Origin of the sequence: Micromonospora sp. NPDC005194, from assembly GCF_040608335.1 — a bacterium.
Classification (GTDB): domain Bacteria; phylum Actinomycetota; class Actinomycetes; order Mycobacteriales; family Micromonosporaceae; genus Micromonospora.
Genome location: NZ_JBEXIA010000063.1, coordinates 1 through 16,870 on the forward strand (window position 1 = coordinate 1; position 16,870 = coordinate 16,870).

At 72.7% G+C, this 16,870-nt stretch carries 16 protein-coding genes, 1 tRNA gene and 1 pseudogene; 4 read left to right on the forward strand and 14 right to left on the reverse strand.

All coding sequences use genetic code 11. The features are described 5' to 3' along the window. Positions 1 to 86, forward strand: a pseudogene (locus ABZU53_RS30625) (IS5/IS1182 family transposase); the annotation flags it as partial. Positions 87 to 96: 10 nt separating this feature from the next. Next, complete coding sequence (locus ABZU53_RS30630) at positions 97 to 465, forward strand: hypothetical protein (protein ID WP_355069057.1); 369 nt, start codon at positions 97 to 99, stop codon at positions 463 to 465. Positions 466 to 807: 342 nt separating this feature from the next. Here the strand turns inward: ABZU53_RS30630 and ABZU53_RS30635 are convergent, their stop codons facing one another. Continuing rightward, positions 808 to 1,416 carry a tyrosine-type recombinase/integrase gene (locus tag ABZU53_RS30635; protein WP_355069059.1) on the reverse strand — a complete coding sequence of 203 codons (609 nt, stop codon included), beginning with the start codon at positions 1,414 to 1,416 and terminating at the stop codon, positions 808 to 810. Between ABZU53_RS30635 and ABZU53_RS30640 the strand changes: the two genes are divergently transcribed. Beyond that, positions 1,328 to 1,714: a tyrosine-type recombinase/integrase gene (locus ABZU53_RS30640; RefSeq protein ID WP_355069061.1), complete on the forward strand. Its 387-nt coding sequence runs from the start codon at positions 1,328 to 1,330 to the stop codon at positions 1,712 to 1,714. The genes ABZU53_RS30635 and ABZU53_RS30640 overlap by 89 nt on opposite strands. A gap of 113 nt (positions 1,715 to 1,827) precedes the next feature. Here ABZU53_RS30640 and ABZU53_RS30645 read toward each other — a convergent pair. The 9 genes from ABZU53_RS30645 to ald form a co-directional block, all read right to left on the reverse strand. Next, a tRNA-Pro gene (locus tag ABZU53_RS30645) sits at positions 1,828 to 1,901 on the reverse strand. A 187-nt stretch (positions 1,902 to 2,088) separates the two neighbouring features. Next, positions 2,089 to 3,492 (reverse strand): ribosome biogenesis GTPase Der, encoded by a 1,404-nt coding sequence (gene der / locus ABZU53_RS30650; RefSeq protein WP_354859389.1) that lies wholly within the window; start codon positions 3,490 to 3,492, stop codon positions 2,089 to 2,091. Then, a complete protein-coding gene (cmk, locus tag ABZU53_RS30655; RefSeq protein ID WP_354859386.1) occupies positions 3,489 to 4,169 on the reverse strand; it encodes a (d)CMP kinase in 681 nt (226 codons plus the stop codon). The genes der and cmk overlap by 4 nt, the downstream gene beginning before the upstream one ends. Before the next feature lie 196 nt (positions 4,170 to 4,365). Beyond that, complete coding sequence (locus ABZU53_RS30660; protein WP_234581858.1) at positions 4,366 to 5,136, reverse strand: pseudouridine synthase; 771 nt, start codon at positions 5,134 to 5,136, stop codon at positions 4,366 to 4,368. Beyond that, positions 5,123 to 6,298 carry an SMC-Scp complex subunit ScpB gene (scpB, locus tag ABZU53_RS30665; protein WP_355069063.1) on the reverse strand — a complete coding sequence of 392 codons (1,176 nt, stop codon included), beginning with the start codon at positions 6,296 to 6,298 and terminating at the stop codon, positions 5,123 to 5,125. Before scpB ends, ABZU53_RS30660 begins: the two co-directional genes overlap by 14 nt. Further along, positions 6,291 to 7,319: a segregation/condensation protein A gene (locus ABZU53_RS30670; protein WP_355069064.1), complete on the reverse strand. Its 1,029-nt coding sequence runs from the start codon at positions 7,317 to 7,319 to the stop codon at positions 6,291 to 6,293. The genes scpB and ABZU53_RS30670 overlap by 8 nt, the downstream gene beginning before the upstream one ends. 23 nt (positions 7,320 to 7,342) lie before the next feature. Beyond that, positions 7,343 to 8,266: an AAA family ATPase gene (locus ABZU53_RS30675; protein WP_030334877.1), complete on the reverse strand. Its 924-nt coding sequence runs from the start codon at positions 8,264 to 8,266 to the stop codon at positions 7,343 to 7,345. A gap of 181 nt (positions 8,267 to 8,447) precedes the next feature. Continuing rightward, the gene (locus ABZU53_RS30680; protein WP_355069071.1) at positions 8,448 to 9,443 is read right to left on the reverse strand and encodes a site-specific tyrosine recombinase XerD; all 996 of its coding nucleotides are present in this window, start codon (positions 9,441 to 9,443) and stop codon (positions 8,448 to 8,450) included. Then, positions 9,440 to 10,555, reverse strand: coding sequence for an alanine dehydrogenase (ald, locus tag ABZU53_RS30685; RefSeq protein ID WP_354859379.1), 1,116 nt, complete (start codon positions 10,553 to 10,555; stop codon positions 9,440 to 9,442). The genes ABZU53_RS30680 and ald overlap by 4 nt, the downstream gene beginning before the upstream one ends. 244 nt (positions 10,556 to 10,799) lie before the next feature. Between ald and ABZU53_RS30690 the strand changes: the two genes are divergently transcribed. Continuing rightward, positions 10,800 to 11,105, forward strand: coding sequence for a TM2 domain-containing protein (locus tag ABZU53_RS30690; protein WP_354859378.1), 306 nt, complete (start codon positions 10,800 to 10,802; stop codon positions 11,103 to 11,105). A 90-nt stretch (positions 11,106 to 11,195) separates the two neighbouring features. Here the strand turns inward: ABZU53_RS30690 and ABZU53_RS30695 are convergent, their stop codons facing one another. The 4 genes from ABZU53_RS30695 to ABZU53_RS30710 form a co-directional block, all read right to left on the reverse strand. Then, a complete protein-coding gene (locus ABZU53_RS30695) occupies positions 11,196 to 11,801 on the reverse strand; it encodes an NUDIX hydrolase (RefSeq protein ID WP_355069066.1) in 606 nt (201 codons plus the stop codon). 46 nt (positions 11,802 to 11,847) lie between these two features. Further along, a complete protein-coding gene (locus ABZU53_RS30700) occupies positions 11,848 to 13,611 on the reverse strand; it encodes a CTP synthase (protein WP_354859373.1) in 1,764 nt (587 codons plus the stop codon). A 163-nt stretch (positions 13,612 to 13,774) separates the two neighbouring features. Continuing rightward, a complete protein-coding gene (locus ABZU53_RS30705; protein ID WP_355069068.1) occupies positions 13,775 to 16,231 on the reverse strand; it encodes a hypothetical protein in 2,457 nt (818 codons plus the stop codon). Further along, the coding region (locus ABZU53_RS30710; protein WP_355069070.1) for a glycosyltransferase at positions 16,231 to 16,870 on the reverse strand (640 nt) is incomplete at its 5' end. The genes ABZU53_RS30710 and ABZU53_RS30705, both read right to left, overlap by 1 nt.

The window sequence follows — 16,870 nt, forward strand, 5'->3', positions numbered from 1 at the left end:
TGCGCTGCTGCCCACGCCGAGCGACCACGATCGTGCAGGCCATCCTCGTTCTCCACCGCGTCGAAGCCAACCGCTACGCAGGATGAAAAGGGCTCCATGTACGGGGCCGTTCGCCTGATCAACAACTGGCAGGAGCCGGCGACCACGCAACGACCGGCCGACCCGGCCGCACAACAGCCGGCCGCCCGCGCCGAGACGACCGGCGGACCGACCAGCACGTGGACCGACTTCGGCAACGCTGGCGGCGACGCCGGCCCGCTGATCCCCGGCAATTCCACGGTTCAGGTAGCCTGCAAGGTCACCGGCTTCCGGGTCGCAAACGGCAACACCTGGTGGTACCGCATCGCCTCGCCCCCATGGAACGGCATGTACTACGCGTCCGGCGACGCGTTCTACAACAACGGGCAGACATCGGGATCACTGCGCGGAACGCCGCCCGTCGACGACCGCGTACCAGCCTGCTGATCCGGACTCGGCGCTGGGATCAGTGCGGCTCTGAGCACCGGTAAGCCCACACGATCAGGAGGCAGCACCCCTCAACGGTGCTGCCTCCTGGTCAATGCCCATAAGGCCTCGCCGTAGTTTCCAGCGAGAAAACAACTCCAGCCCTGGTCAGGGGACCCCGCACGAACGCCTGAGCCCAGATCGTCATCACGTTTCTGACCAGCCCTGGGGTTGTTCTTGGTCCGGAAGCTACCGGCGGGCTTACGGCGACACGCACGAGGAGCTGCGAACTTCCGGCGCCACTTCACACCGGGCCCCACCCAGCACCCTGCGGTGTTGACGCGCCGCCAAGGCTCAAGAGCCTTAGTTGAAGACTCGCTCGACGACGGCGGCTTGCTCAGCGGTGCCGGCGCGGAAGTAGCGGGCGGTGGTGTCAAGGGAAGCGTGACCAAGCAGGGCCTGAACCTGCGCGGGATCGGCACCGCCCTGGCGTAGCCGGGTCGCGTAGGTGTGGCGCAGTCGATGGGGCCGCAGGCCGGACAGGCCTGCGGCGGCGCCGACGGTGAGCACGATCTGCGTGATACCGGAGGCGGTGAGCCGACCACGCTGGCCGATCCACAGCGGTCCCGGCTCGGCGCCGCGGTGACGTGTCCAAGCGCTGAGTCGGTCGCGGGCCGCAGCCGGGACCGGCACCTGGCGGGCCTCGTCGCCCTTGCCATGCAGCCGGATCGTGCCGGTGCGGGCAGTGATGGCGAGGTCGTCGACGTCGAGGCGGGCGCACTCCTGCACCCGGGCACCGGTGTAGAGCAGCACGGCGACGATGGCGGCGTCGCGGACGCCGCGGCGGTCGGCGGCGCGCTCGACCGCGCCTTGCTCCTTGGCGGTGAGAGCGTCGGGCTCGCCGGGTCGGGGGACGCGGGCCCGCTTGACCGTCAGTCGCAGCCCGGCGATCTTCGCCTCCCGACGCGGCACCTGGCTGTCACCCAACAACGTCCGCCGTCAGTGGCGTGAAGCTCGCGCCGACACCGACCTCGCCTGGGTCACCCCCCACACCTTCCGCAAGACCATGGCCACCCTCATCAAGGAAGAGACCGACACGAAAAGCGCCGCAGCCCAGCTCGGACACTCCAGCGAGGAGGTCACCGCCACCTACTACATCGCCAAACCCGCCCAAGCCCCGGACGTCTCGGACATCCTCGAACGCCTCGGCACCGACCACGGGACGCGGCAACATCCCACAACCGCCCTGCCTAACGATGCGCATGGATGACGAACCTGGTTGCCGGCCCCGGTAAATGGGGGGTTTTCGGGGGACGGTTAAAAACCCCATAGACAAACTTAAAGCCCTGACCAGCGTTTCCGCTGGTCAGGGCTATTTGCCTGTCGGGACGGCCGGATTCGAACCGACGACCCCTTGACCCCCAGTCAAGTGCGCTACCAAGCTGCGCCACGTCCCGCCCCCGCAAGGTTTCCCCTGCGACAGCCGGTACAGCTTAGCGCAGCGCCTGCCGGTCGTCCGCACAGGCCCCACCCGGGTCGTGCGGGTCGCGAACCACCGCACACCGCCTAGAGCGTCCTAGGAGGGTGGGGTAGGGAAATGCCGGATGGCCTCGGAGGACCATCCGGCATTTTGGGCGTGCAGGGTCAGCCGTGCGCCTTGCCTCGGCCGCCGGGGCCGAGCTTCTTGCGGGGGCGTACCGAGATCTCGATGGGGCTGCCCTCGTACCCGAACTCCTCGCGGAGCTTGCGCTCGACGAAACGCTGGTATCCGGCGTCCAGCGGGCCGGTGGTGAAGAGCACGAACCGCGGCGGCGCCACCCCGGCCTGGGTGGCGAACAGGATGCGTGGCGCGCGTCCGCCGCGCACCGGGTGCGGGGTGGCCTGCACCAGCGCGGTCAGCCACTGGTTGAGGTGCGCGGTCGGCACCCGGGTCTCCCAGCTGGCGAGGGCCTTGTTCAGGGCCGGCGCCAGCTTGTCCACCGCGCGGCCGGTCATCGCCGACAGGTTCAGCCGGATCGCCCAGGGGATGCGGCGCAGCTCCCGGTCGATCTCCTTGTCCAGGTAGTACCGGCGGTCGGCGTCGACCAGGTCCCACTTGTTGAACGCGATGACGAGCGCCCGGCCCGCCTCGGTCACCATCGTCAGGATCCGCTGGTCCTGCTCGCTGATCGGCTCGCTGGCGTCCAGCAGCACCACGGCCACCTCGGCGGCCTCGATCGCGCCGGCGGTACGCAGGCTGGCGTAGTACTCGGTGCCGCTGGCCTTGCCGACCCGCTTGCGCAGACCGGCCGTGTCGACCAGCTGCCAGGTCTGACCGCCGATGTCGACCAGGCTGTCCACCGGGTCCACAGTGGTGCCGGCGACCGAGTCGACGACCGCCCGCTCCTCGCCGGAGAACCGGTTGAGCAGGCTGGACTTGCCCACGTTCGGCCGACCGACAAGCGCCACCCGGCGCGGCCCGCGCGGCCGGTTCTCCACGATCTCCGGGGCCTCCGGCAGCGCGGCGAGGATGGCGTCCAACAGGTCACCGGAGCCGCGTCCGTGCAGCGCGGACACCGGGAACGGCTCGCCGAGGCCGAGCGACCACAACGAGGTGGCCTCCATCTCGATGGCGGTGTTGTCGGCCTTGTTCGCCACCAGGATCACCGGCTTGGCGCTGCGCCGCAGCATCTTCACCGCGGCCTCGTCCACGTCCGTGGAGCCCACCATGGCGTCGACCACGAAGAGGACCACGTCGGCGGTGACCACTGCCGTCTCGGCCTGCGCCGCGATGGCCGCGGCCCGGTCCTTCGCGTCCGGTTCCCAACCGCCGGTGTCCACCACGGTGAACGACCGGCCGTTCCACTGCGCGTCGTACGGCACCCGGTCGCGGGTCACGCCGGGGACGTCCTCGACGACTGCCTGTCGACGGCCGATGATCCGGTTGACCAGGGTGGACTTGCCCACGTTCGGACGACCCACCACGGCCACCACCGGCTGCGGGCCGGTCGGCTCCTCGACGGCGACGTCGGGCTCGCGCAACTCAACCCATCCACCTGGATCGCTCATGCCACGCCCCGCTCGGTGAGCAGGTCACGCAGCCGGAGCACGACCTCGTCGATGCCCAGCTCGGTCGTGTCCAGTACGACGGCATCCGGCGCCTGGGCCAACGGGTTGACCTTGCGGGTCGAGTCGAGCCGGTCCCGGCGGGCCAGGTCGGCGGCGGTGGCCGCCACGTCGGCGGCGTCCTCCGCGCTGCGCCGGGCAGCCCGTGCGGCCTCGGAGGCGGTCAGGAAGACCTTCAGGTCGGCGTCCGGGGCCACGACCGAGCCGATGTCACGGCCCTCGACCACCATCCGACCGGCGTTGGCGATCATCTCGCGCTGCCGTGCCACCAGCAGCTCGCGGACCGCCGGCACGGCGGCGACGGCGGAGACCGCCCCGGTCACCTCGGGGCCGCGGATCTCCGCGTCCACTCCCACGCCGTCGACGCTCACGGCGTACCCCTGCGGATGGGTGCCGATGTGCAGGTTGACCTCGCTGGCGACCTTGGCCACTGACGCGGTGTCGGTGAGGTCCACGCCGGAGCGCAGGACGGCCCACGTGATCGCCCGGTACATCGCCCCGGTGTCCAGGTAGCGCGCACCGATGCCGGCGGCGAGCCGCCGCGACACGGTGGACTTACCCGAACCGGACGGCCCGTCCACAGCGACCACACATCGCCCGGCCCGTACGTTTTCCTCCACCGTGTCCTCCTCAGCCCGTACCTCACGGATCGCCCGGTGCTCTGGCGCCGCAAGCGGTTTGTCAATCGTCATCAATCATGCCCGGGGTCCGTGGCGGACCCACGCGCGCCGCCGCCCGAGGCGACCCACGCCACCTCCGGCGGCCGCGTTCCGGCCGTCGCGAGCCTACCGGCAGCCGTACCCCGAACCTCGGGGGTCAGTCACCCACCGCGTTGAACAGGGCGGCGACCTCCGCGTTGGTCAGGCGCCGGAGACGCCCGGTGCGCAGGTCGCCCAACCGGATCGGACCGATGGAGGTACGCACCAGACGGGTGACCGGGTGCCCGACCTCGTCCATCAACCGCCGGACGATGTGCTTGCGCCCTTCGTGCAGGCTCAGCTCCACCTGGGCGCTCTTGCCCAGGGTGCCCACCACCTTGAACGAGTCGACCTTGACCGGTCCGTCCTCCAGCTCGACACCCGCGAGGAGCCGCTTGCTGAGGTTGCGCGGGATCGGCCCGACCACCTCGGCCAGGTAGGTCTTCAGCACCTCGTACGAGGGGTGCATGAGTTTGTGCGCGAGGTTGCCGTCGTTGGTGAGCAGCAGCAGGCCCTCGCTGTCCGCGTCGAGCCGCCCGACGTGGTAGACCCGCTGATCCAGCCGTCTGCCGATGAAGTCGGCCAGCTCGGTGCGTCCCTTCTCGTCCGCCATGGTGGTGACCACCCCACGCGGCTTGTTCATCGCCACGTAGACCAGGCGGATGTCGACCTGCAGGCGCTCGCCGTCCACGTGGATCACCGCAGTGGCCGGGTCGACCTTGTCGCCGAGCTTCGCGACCCGCCCGTCCACGGTCACCCGGCGTCGGAAGATCAGGTCCTCGCAGGCACGCCGGGAGCCCACGCCGGCGGCGGCGAGCACCTTCTGCAGGCGCTCCGCCCCCTCGTAGACGGGGGCGTCGGATTTCGGGGAACGGTTATCGGGTCGCATCAGCAAGCTCTTCTACGTCGTCGGGCAGGAAGGGTGCGAGAGGTGGCAGCTCGTCGACGGTGTTCAGCCCGAGCTTCTCCAGGAACAGCGTGGTGGTCCGGTAGAGGAACGCCCCGCTGTCCGGTTCGGCGCCGCACTCCTCAACGAGGCCGCGGGTGACAAGCGTACGGATGACGCCGTCGCAGTTGACACCCCGGATGGCCGAGATCCGCGACCGGGTCACCGGCTGCTTGTACGCGACCACGGCCAGAGTCTCCAACGCCGCCTGGGTCAGCCGCACGGACTGCCCGTCCAGGACGAACCGCTCGACGTACGTAGCGTATTCCGGCCGGGTGTACAACCGCCAACCGCCCGCAGCCCTGCGCAGCTCGAACCCGTGCCCGGCGGCCGTGTAACCGGCGGCGATCTCGTCGAGCATCGGCCCGATCCGCTCGGCCGGCTGCTCCAACACCTGAGCCAGGACCAGCTCGCTGACCGGTTCGTCCACCACCAGCAGGATCGCCTCCAGCGCGCCGCGCAGCTCGGCGTCGGGCAGGTCGGGCGCGGGCTCCGGCGCGGCCGTCACCCGCCGCCGCCCCACAACCTCCCGCCGAGGTACGCCCCCAGCCCGCTCCCCCACCTGAGCCGCAGGAGTCTCGGCCACCCCGACCGCCTCACGAGGCTCGGAGGGCTCGCCCGACTCGGCGGACTCGGCAGACCCGGCGGATCCGGCGGACTCGGCGGACTCGGCAGACTCGGCAGACTCGGCAGACTCGGCAGACTCGGCAGAGATCTTGGAAGACTGCGGCCCCTGGAGGGGCGACTTGCCTCCAAGATCTTCGGCGGACATCGGCGGGACGGTGACCGCCCCAGGTGATTTTGCGGATTGGTCGGTGTCGCGTTCCCCGTCGACCCCGACGGCGCTGGGAGCCCCGGCGACCGTGCGGGTGTCGGGCTGCGCGGGCGCTTCGGGTGCACCGGCGGACGCGGGAGCGGCGGCAGCCTCGGCAGGTTCAGCAGCGTCGGGAGTCTCAGCAGCGTCGGAGGGCTCGGCAGACTCGGCAGACTCGGCAGACTCGGGCGCCTCGGCAGGGGTTGGGGCCGGTGGGCGGGGACGATTCCACGGCGGGACCCAGGCGGCGGCCTGGTCGGCCAGGGAGTCCCGGCGTTCCTCGTCACTCATCCCGCTCACCCTCCGTCGTTCCCGTTCCGCCCGCGCCCGCGGACTCCGCGCCGGCCTCCCCCGCCGATCCAGGCCCGGCCTCCGCCGTCGGCTCCGGCCCCGAGGGCGGGTCGGGGTCGGCGGGGGTGCCGGCGTACTCGTCGACGTGCAGTTCTGTCTCGCCGTCGACCGGGCCGGTCCAGCGCACGGTCAGCTCCTCCAGGGCCTGCTCCTGCACGAAGGCCACCAGGCCCTCCCGGTACAGCTCCAGCAGCGCCAGGAACCGTGCCACCACCTCCAGGGTGGCCTCGCAGTCCGCGCACAGCAGCGAGAACGTCGCCGTGCCGGCCCGGCGCAGCCGGGAGGCGAGGATCGCCGCGTGTTCGCGGACGCTGACCCGGACCATGTGCACGTGGGCGATGGACACCTCCGGCACGGGCTTCGGCGTCATCGCCCGCACGGCCAGCTTCAGCAGTCGCTGCGGGCCGATGCCGAGCACCAGGTCGGGCAGCGCCTCGGCGTAGCGGGGCTCCAGGCTGACCGCCCGGGGATACCGGCGACCGCCGACCGCCTCCAGCTCGGCGATGTGGGCGGCGGCCTCCTTGTACGCCTTGTACTGCAGGAGTCGGGCGAAGAGCAGGTCGCGCGCCTCCAGCAGGGCCAGGTCCGCCTCGTCCTCCACCTCGGCGGCGGGCAGCAGCCGGGCCGCCTTCAGGTCGAGCAGGGTCGCGGCGATGAGCAGGAACTCGCTGGCCTCGTCGAGGTCCCAGCTGTCGCCCATGGCGCGGATGTAGGCGATGAACTCGTCGGTGACCGTGTGCAGGGCCACCTCGGTGACGTCGAGCTTGTGCTTGCCGATCAGTTGCAGCAGCAGGTCGAACGGGCCGGTGAAGTTGGCCAGCCGCACCGTGAAGCCGGTGGCAGCCGTGTCGGCAGCCAGGTCGGCGGGCGGGGCGGCGGGCGGCACGCCGTCGACCACGGCCGCAGCAGCGGCTTCGGGCGGGTCGAGGGGTGGCGCGGTCACCGCACGACCGTAGTCCACGACACGGACACGGGGCGTTCCGGCTACCGCTCCGACTGGGCGGCGATCACCTCACGGGCCAACTGACGGTAGTTGCGCGCCCCGGAGGACGCCGGGTCCATCGTCGTGATCGGGGCACCGGCCACGGTGGACTCGGGGAACTTCACCGTCTTGGTGATGACCGTCTGGTAGACCTTGTCGCCGAACGCCTCGACCACCCGCTGGAGCACCTGCCGGCAGTGGGTGGTGCGGCTGTCGTACATGGTGGCGAGGATGCCTTCGAGTTCCAGGTCGAAGTTGAGCCGCTCGCGCACCTTGTCGATGGTGTCCAGCAGCAGCGCGACGCCGCGCAGGCTGAAGAACTCGCATTCGAGGGGGATGAGCACGCCGTGCGCGACGGTCAGCGCGTTGATCGCCAGCAGGCCGAGGGACGGCTGGCAGTCGATCAGGATGTAGTCGTACTCCTTGCGGACGGTCCGCAGCACCCGGGCGAGGGCCATCTCCCGGGCGACCTCGTTGACGAGCTGGATCTCGGCGGCGGAGAGGTCGATGTTGGCCGGCAGCAGGTGCAGACCCGCGACGTCGGTCTTGATGAGGACGTCCTCGGCGGTCACGTCGTCCTGCATGAGCAGGTTGTAGACGGACAGGTCGAGGTTGTGCGGGTTGACCCCCAGGCCCACCGAGAGCGCGCCCTGCGGGTCGAAGTCGACGAGCAGCACCTTGCGGCCGTACTCGGCCAGCGCCGCGCCCAGGTTGATGGTGGTCGTGGTCTTGCCGACGCCACCCTTCTGATTGGCCATCGCGATGATGCGCGCGGGGCCGTGCCGGTCGGTGGGCATCGGCTCGGGGATCGGCTTGCGCATCGTGTAGGCAGCCGGGTCCGCGGGACCCAGGTCCGCGCCGAGCGTGGCCTGCTGCTCGCGGAGCTCCGACGTCCAGGTCTCGGCACGGTCACCGTTGCCAGCCATGTGCTCGTTGCCCCCTCCCGACGACCCACCCGGCGTCGGAGCCGTCCGACGTCCTTCGCGGCGCCGCTGCGCACCCCGGTCGTGTCGCCCCAGGAGGTCCGCGCCGATGCCGACTGTACGCCACCGACCAGCAGGGCGTTCGGCACCGGCCCGGCGTGTCGAAGCCGACGACGGCCGGGGTTCAGCCGAGGGCGCGCGGGTGGGCCGTGGCGTACACCTCGCGCAGCCGCTCGACGGTGACGAGGGTGTAGACCTGGGTGGTGGTCACCGAGGCGTGGCCGAGCAACTCCTGGACCACCCGGACGTCGGCGCCGCCGTCGAGCAGGTGGGTGGCGTACGAGTGGCGCAGGGTGTGCGGGGAGACCGCCGCGGCGCCCTCGACCGGCAGGCCGGCCCGCCCGGCGGCGCGGCGCAGGATGGCCCAGGCGCCCTGCCGGGACAGCGCCCCGCCGCGCGCGTTCAGGAAGACGGCGGGGGTTCCCTTACCGCCGGCGGCCAGAGCGGGGCGGGCCCGGACCAGGTAGGCGCGCACCGCCTCGACGGCGTACCCGCCGATCGGCACCAGCCGCACCCGGCCGCCCTTGCCGCGCAGCAGCACGGTGCCCTCGTCGGGGTCGAGGTCGTCGATCGCGGCGCCGATCGCCTCGGAGATCCGCGCGCCGGTGCCGTAGAGGAACTCCAGCAGCGCCCGGTCGCGCAGCGCGAGCGGCGCGTCCTCGCCGGTCGCGGTGATCGCACCGGCGGTCTCCAGGAGCCGGACCACGTCGTCGACTCCCAGCGCGCGGGGCAGCCGGCGCGGCGGGGTGGGCGGGCGGACGTCGCGGCTGGGGTCGGCGCCGGCCAGCCCCTCGCGCAGCGCGAAGCGGTGCAGGCCGCGGACCGCGCTGGCCGCGCGGGCGGCGGACGACACGGCGAGGGGCGGATGGTCGTCGTCTCCGGCGCGCAGCCGGGCCAGGTGCGACTCGACGACGCCGGCGCCGACCGACGCGAGGTCGGCGACGCCGGCGTCGGCCAGGGTCGTGAGATAGCGGTCCAGATCCCGGCGGTACGAGGCGAGGGTGTTCGCGGACAGGCCGCGCTCGACGGTGAGGTGGTCGAGGTAGCCGCGGACGGCACGGCGCAGGGCCGGCGCGGGCTCGACGCCCGCACCGGCCCGTTCGGCCGTGGAGTCGGTCAGCCCAGGACCTCGGCCAGCGGGAGCACGGGCATGCCGTGCGCCTCGGCGACCGGACCGTAGGTGACCTGGCCGTCGTGGGTGTTCAGACCCAGGGCGAGGGCCGGGTCGCGACGCAGCGCCTCGCGCCAGCCGTGGTTGGCCAACTCCAGGGCGTACGGCAGGGTGACGTTGGTCAGCGCGTAGGTGCTGGTGTTCGGCACCGCGCCGGGCATGTTCGCCACGCAGTAGAAGATCGACTCGTGCACCTTGTAGACCGGGTCGGCATGCGTGGTGGGGCGCGAGTCCTCGAAGCAGCCGCCCTGGTCGATGGCGATGTCGACGAGCACGCTGCCGGGCTTCATCCGGGAGACCAGCTCGTTGGAGATCAGCGTCGGGGCCTTCGCGCCGGGCACCAGCACCGCGCCGATGACCAGGTCGGCGTCGAGCACGGCCCGCTCGATCTCGTACGCGTTGGAGGCGACGGTCTGCAGGTGACCCCGGTAGATGGCGTCGGCCTGGCGCAGCCGGGCGACGTTCTTGTCCAGCAGCAGCACCTCGGACTGCAGGCCCAGGGCGATGGCGGCGGCGTTCATGCCGGAGACGCCGGCGCCGATGACGACGGTCTTCGCCGCGTACACGCCGGAGACGCCGCCGGGCAGCACGCCGCGCCCACCGCCGGTGCGCATCATGTAGAACGCGCCGACCTGCGGGGCGAGCCGGCCGGCCACCTCTGACATCGGGGCGAGCAGCGGCAACGACCGGTCGGGCAGCTCGACGGTCTCGTACGCGATGCCGGTGACCTTGCGGTCGACCAGCGCGTCCGTGCACGACTTGGAGGCGGCCAGGTGCAGGTAGGTGAAGAGCACCTGCCCCTCGCGCATCCGGTGGTGCTCCTCGGCGATCGGCTCCTTGACCTTGAGCACCAGCTCGGCGGTGTCCCACACCTCGTCGGCGGTGGCCAGGATCTTGGCGCCCGCCGCGGCGAACTCCTCATCGGTGATGCTGGAGCCGACTCCGGCGCCGGACTCGACGAAGACCTGGTGGCCGCTGCGGGTGAACTCGTTGACGCCCGCTGGCGTGATCGCCACGCGGTACTCGTGGTTCTTGACCTCGCGTGGGATTCCGACCTTCACGATGCAGACACCTCTCTTCGGGGCTGCTTCCCCCCGACTGCTCGGTGCCGCGACGGCCCCATTGCCGCCACGGTCCACCGGTCCCGCCGGCGGCAGTCTAGGCGCGTCCGGCCCCGCCGGGAGCCAGCACAGTGGCATCCGGTGCCCGGGTGACCTGACGGAGTGTCAGCGCGCCGAACGGGCCGGCATTGGGACGTCACCTCAGCCGTCAGGACAGTGTTCGCCCATTATCGTCCCATCTGCCGTGTGGCGGTGCGGACAGCCGGCGAGTGGATCACTAGTGTGTCCGCCCATGACCACTCCTCCATACCAGCCCGGGTACGCCCCGGGTTACTCCGACAAGAGCAAGGTCGTCGCGGGCATCCTCGGCATCCTGCTCGGCACCTTCGGGGCCGGTCGGTTCTACACCGGACACACCAAGATCGCTGTTCTCCAGCTCGTCGTGAGCCTGGTGACGTGCGGCGTCGGCGCGCTCTGGGGCGTCATCGACGGCATCCTGATCCTGGTCAACGGCGGCACGGACGCGCAGGGTCGCCCGCTGCGGGACTGACCGGCCACGCCGACACGAGAAGGGGCCCCGCGGCTGACCGCGGGGCCCCTTCTCGCGTACCCACCGATCGGGAAGGACCGGCGGCGGCGCTCAGCGCGGCAGCGGCGCCTCCGCCCGACGCAGCGCCGCGAAGCCGGTGTCCCGGGCGCGGGCCGCCGCGAGCAGGCCGGCCACCGCGGACGCGTTGGTGATCTCGCCGGCCAGGACCATGTCGACCGCCTCGTCCAGGGCCATCCGGACGATCTGCAGGTCGGCCTCCTCGTCACGGCGCTCGTGACGCTCCCCCGCCGGCACGTCGGCCAGGTCCCGGGCCAGGTAGACCCGGACGATCTCGTTGGTGAACCCCGGCGAGCTGTGCAGGTCGACAAGCACGTCGATCCGCCCGGCGGTGAGGTCGGCCTCCTCGGCCAGTTCCCGCAGCGCGGCGGCCGGCAGCTCCTCGCCGGAGACGTCCATCAGCCCGGCGGGCAGCTCCCACAGGTGCCGGCCGATCGGGTGCCGGTACTGCCGGATCAGCACCACCTGACCGGCGTCGTCGAGGGCCACCACGGCCACCGCCCCGACGTGCCGGACGAGGTCACGCAGCGCGGTCCCGCCGCCCGGCATGGTCACCTCCTCGGTGACCACGTCGAAGATCCGACCCCGATAGCGCTCCTCGCGGGAGCGCACCTCGTAGCGGTGCTCAAGGTCGCTCACGCCGTCGCCCCGCTGCTGAGCCTGCTGGTTCGCTCGCTCCGCTCGCTCACGAGGCCGACGCGGCCTTCGTCGCGGCGCCGTTGCGGGCGGCCTTGCGCGCCGACGGGGCCTCCGACGGGGTCTCGGACGCGGCCTCCAGGTCGACCGGCAACTGGTCGGCCTGCGAGTACGTCACGGCGGCCCGGACGAACGACGCGAACAGCGGGTGCGGGCGGGTGGGACGGCTCTTCAGCTCCGGATGCGCCTGCGTGGCCACGAAGAACGGGTGCAGATCCCGGTCCAGCTCGATGAACTCGACCAGCCGGCCGTCCGGGGAGGTGCCGGAGATGTGCAGGCCCGCCTTGGTCAGCGCGTCCCGGTAGGCGTTGTTGACCTCGTAGCGGTGCCGGTGCCGCTCGCTGATGTCGGTGCTGCCGTACGCCTCGGCGACGATCGAGCCCTCGGTCAGCGTCGCCGGGTACGCCCCGAGCCGCATGGTGCCGCCCAGGTCGCCCTTGCCGGCGACGATGTCCTCCTGGTCGGCCATCGTGGCGATGACCGGGTGCGCGGCCTGCTCGTCGAACTCCAGCGAGTTGGCGCCGTCCAGGCCGGCCAGGTGCCGGGCCACGTCGATCGTCATGCACTGCAGGCCGAGGCAGAGGCCGAGCAGGGGGATGCCGTTCTCCCGGGCGTACCGGGCCGTGCCGATCTTGCCCTCGATGCCACGGACCCCGAACCCGCCCGGGATGAGGATGCCGTCCACGCCGGCCAGGGCGGCCGCCGCGCCGGCCGGGGTGACGCACTCGTCGCTAGGCACCCAGCGCAGCTGCACCCGCGCCCGGTGACCGAAACCGGCCGCCCGGATCGCCTCGCTCACCGACAGGTACGCGTCCGGCAGGTCGACGTACTTGCCGACCACGGCGACGGTGACCGTGTGCCGGGGCCGGTGCACCCGCTCCAGCAGGTCGTCCCAGCTCGCCCAGTCCACGTCCCGGAACGACAGCCCGAGCCGGCGCACCACGTACGCGTCGAGCCCCTCGCGGTGCAGCACCTTCGGGATGTCGTAGATGCTCGGGGCGTCCGGCGCGGCGACGACCGCCTCGGCGTCGACGTCGCAGTACAGCGACAGCTTCTCCTTGAGCTTCACCGGGATCTCCCGGTCACAGCGCAGCACGATGGCGTCCGGCTGGATGCCGATGTTGCGCAGCTGCGCCACGGAGTGCTGGGTCGGCTTGGTCTTCAGCTCGCCCGACGGCGCCAGGTACGGCACCAGCGACACGTGCAGGTAGAAGCAGTTGTCCCGGCCCAGGTCGTGGCGCACCTGGCGGATCGCCTCCAGGAACGGCAGCGACTCGATGTCGCCGACGGTGCCACCGACCTCGGTGATGACCACGTCGGGCAGGACGCCGTCGTCGTCCGGGTCGGCCATCGCCAGGATCCGCGACTTGATCTCGTTGGTGATGTGCGGGATGACCTGGACGGTGTCGCCCAGGTACTCCCCCCGGCGCTCCTTGGCGATCACGTCGGAGTAGATCTGGCCGGTGGTGACGTTCGCCTTGCCGGACAGGGCCCGGTCCAGGAAACGCTCGTAGTGCCCGACGTCGAGGTCGGTCTCGGCGCCGTCCTCGGTGACGAAGACCTCGCCGTGCTGGAACGGGTTCATCGTCCCGGGGTCGACGTTGAGGTAGGGGTCGAGCTTCTGCATCACCACGCGCAGCCCGCGCGCGGTCAACAGGTTGCCGAGGCTGGAGGCGGTGAGGCCCTTACCCAGCGAGGAGGCGACGCCCCCGGTGACGAAAATGTGCCTGGTCGTCCGTGCTGATGGGGCCAAGGCCTGCTCCCGTGTCGTCTGTCGCGGTCATGCAGACCGCCGTGCTCGATCAGCAAAGTGATCACGCGATCCACGGGATTCCACGGTAACACCTCTGCGGCGGGTACTCGCAGGCCGCACCCCGGGTGCGACAGCGCCGGGTCACCAGGACGACGTCCGGCGGTCAGGAAGCGGCAACCTCGGTCGATGGCCGGGTGACCGGCGCGGCCGGGGTGTCCGCCGGTGTGTCCGCCGATCGTCGCTGCGCCGGCGCGGAGGGCGCCCCGGTCGCCGCGTCCGCCGCCGGACGCTCCGGCGGCGACTGGGCGGGCCCGTCGACCACCGGAGTGCCCACGGGCGCGTCCGGGCCCGGGGGCAGCACGACCACTCGTGGGGGCGCTGCGGGCGGGCCGCCGATCGGCCGGGGGTGACCCGCGCCCAGCGGTCCACCGCCACCGGTCGGACCGTCGCCTCCCCCGGCCGGCCCGTCGCCGCCGGAGCCCGAGTCGTCGTCGGCCCCGTTCTCCCGGGCACGGCCCGTGTTCGGGCGGGTCCGGTCGGCGGCATGCCCGAGCACGCGCAGCGACGCCAGCGCGGCCATCGGCACCACCAGGGCGGCAGCGGCGCCCGCCACGTCCAGCGCCGCGCCGTCGAGCACGCCACCCAGCACCGCCGCGACCGCCGTGCCGCCCAGCGCGGCCCGGATCGCCGGGTAGATGCCGAACAGCCGCAGCAGCCCGCCCCACGGCTGCAGCAGGGCGAACCACACCAGCAGCCCGCCGGCCAGCGCCAGCACGGTCAACGGGCTGTTCACCAACGTCTCGAAGTTCGCCGTGCTGGACCGGTGCACGGTGAACCCGCCGGTGCCGTCGGCCACCGCGGACAGGAACCGGCCGAGGCTCCCCCGCTCGGCCGCCGGCCGTCGCAGGTCGACCACGGCGAAGCCGATGCCGACCGCCAGGGCGGCCATGGTGGCCCACGCCAGTCGGGTGATGGTCAGCCAGCCGCCGGCGCTGATCGCCGCGGCCACGCTCAGCCCGGCGGTCAGCGCGATCGCGCCGACCGGGTCGGCGCCCAGGTACGGGCTGCCGACCACCACCACGGCGAGACCGCCCACGGCGACCATCACGGCCGGCCGCCAGCGGCGGTGCACCCGCTGGCCGAACCACCCGCCGGTCACCAGCGCGCCGGCGAGGAACACTCCCAGCCCGACGGTGCTCAGCCCGGCGTACCGGCCACCCTGCAACGCCGAGTAGCCGACCACGCTGTTGAGCTGCAGGCTCGACCCGGTGAGCACGTCCAGCCCGACGGTCAGGGTCGTGAGGCCGGCCACCGCGCCGAACGGGCCGAGCGTGTTCGCGTACCCGGGGGCGAACCGGACCGCCGCGGTGCCCCCCGCGACCAGCAGCGCGGTGACCGCGCCGAAGATCCATCCGGGGTGTTCGCCCCGCCACCAGGGCACGGCGTCGGCGAGCAGCGCGGCCGGAACGGCCAACGCGGCCGCCACCAGCAGCAACTCCACCACCGCCACGACGCGGGCGGAGACCGGGGTCGGGCCGGCCGGGCCGGCGTGTGGTCGGGCCCGGCGCAGCAACGGCAGCACCGCCAGGGCCAGCAGCACCTGAAGCCCGGCGAGCAGGGCGAAGAACCGGCCGGAGACGGCCCGCTGGGCCGTCGCCTCCCGGTCGGCGTCCGCCGGCGCGTTGATCGCCTCCGTCAGGTCGGACGGGCGGCCGCCGGTGCTGACCGCCGGCCGGCCGAGGAACAACCGCTCCGGCATCGGCCGTCCCAGCGCGGTCAGCGCCGTCGGCGCGAGGTCGACAAGTTGCAGGTAACCGTCGCGGCCGGTGCTGGCCGAGGTGAGCCAACCCCGCTCCCAGCCCGGCCCGTCCGCGACCACCACGTGCAGCCGCGACGGCTGCTCGGTGTCGGAGATTCCGGCCACCAGCACCAGCGACCGCTCCGGCCGGGCGGCCAGGACCCGGGCCAACTGGGCGTCGGCGGCCCGCGCCTGCTCGGCACGCGCCACCGGGTCGGTCCCCTCGACCGTGCCGAGGTCGACGATGCTCAGCACGCACGAGCCGAGCAGCCGGCGCGGATCGGCCGGCAGCCCCGCGGCGTACCTGTCGACCCGGCCGAACGGGCGGGCGGCGGCCACGGCGGCGCCCGGACCCACGGCGACCGAGCAGCGCACCGACTCCGACAGCGACCCGGGCATGGTGCCCCAGGGCAGCCGCTGCTGGTTGTACTGGACCACGCTCTCCTGGTCGGGCAGGTTCGCGCCGATCCCGTCCGGTTGCTCCACGGCCACGCCGGCGGGCGGGCAGCCGCCGTCGGGCCGGGTGCCGTTCCACGCGGCGAAGCTCCCCGCGCCGAGGGTCAGCCACCCGTCGACCGGGCAGGTGGGCCGGTGCGCGGACCGCACCGACAGGGAGCCGATCGAGCCGTCCCGGGCCATCCGCCACAGCGTCGGGGTGCTCTGCTGGTCGACGTCCTCCCAGCGCAGTCCGGCGATCCCGGCGAGCACCACGAAGTCGGCGGTGCGCTGCGGGGTGCCCTGGGGTGGCCGGGCGGACAGCGCGGTGACGCCCAACACCACCACGAGCACGGTCAACAGGGCGGGAGCGAGTCGACGCAGCATCACCGGTGTCCCGTCATCGGCGCGTCGGAGCCGGGGGCCGCCGGAGGAGTCGAACGGGCGGTCAGTTCGGCGTAGAGGGCCGCCAGCACGGCCACCGTGTCCGCCTCGGTGGGCCACGTCGCCGCCCGCTCGGCGCCGCGCCGGCCCAGCTCGGCCCGGGCCTCCGGGTCGTCCAGCAGCGCGCGCACCGCCGCGTCGACCGCGTCCACGTCACCGGCGGGGACCAGCGCGGCGGCATCGCCGACCAGCTCCGGCAGGCCACCCACCGCGGTCGCCACCAGCGGCACGCCGGCCCGCATCGCCTCCTGGGCGAACAACTGCCGGGCCTCCCAGTCGCTGGTGACCACCGCGAGGTCGGCGCCGGCGAGCAGGTCGGCCACGTCGGTGCGGTGCCCCAGCAGGGTCACCGGGGCTCGGGCTGCCGAGGTCCGCGCGGCCAGCGGCAGGTACGCCGGGCCACTCCCGGCGATCACCACGACCGGCGGCGGGGTACGCGTACGCCAGCGGGCGGCCGCGTCGATCAGCACGTCGTAGCGCTTCTGCGGGTGCAGCCGCCCCACCGAGACGAGCAACGGCTGCTCCGGTCGTACGCCGAACTCGGCGCGCACGGCGGCGCGGCGTCGACGCGGCGCGGGCAGC

Bases quoted from the DNA above. Each gene is read 5' to 3' on its own strand.
- ABZU53_RS30675 (WP_030334877.1), bottom strand. From the start codon at position 8,266: ATGGCTGGCAACGGTGACCGTGCCGAGACCTGGACGTCGGAGCTCCGC.
- ABZU53_RS30660 (WP_234581858.1), bottom strand. From the start codon at position 5,136: ATGCGACCCGATAACCGTTCCCCGAAATCCGACGCCCCCGTCTACGAG.
- ABZU53_RS30705 (WP_355069068.1), bottom strand. From the start codon at position 16,231: ATGCTGCGTCGACTCGCTCCCGCCCTGTTGACCGTGCTCGTGGTGGTG.
- ABZU53_RS30630 (WP_355069057.1), top strand. From the start codon at position 97: ATGTACGGGGCCGTTCGCCTGATCAACAACTGGCAGGAGCCGGCGACC.
- der (WP_354859389.1), bottom strand. From the start codon at position 3,492: ATGAGCGATCCAGGTGGATGGGTTGAGTTGCGCGAGCCCGACGTCGCC.
- scpB (WP_355069063.1), bottom strand. From the start codon at position 6,298: ATGAGTGACGAGGAACGCCGGGACTCCCTGGCCGACCAGGCCGCCGCC.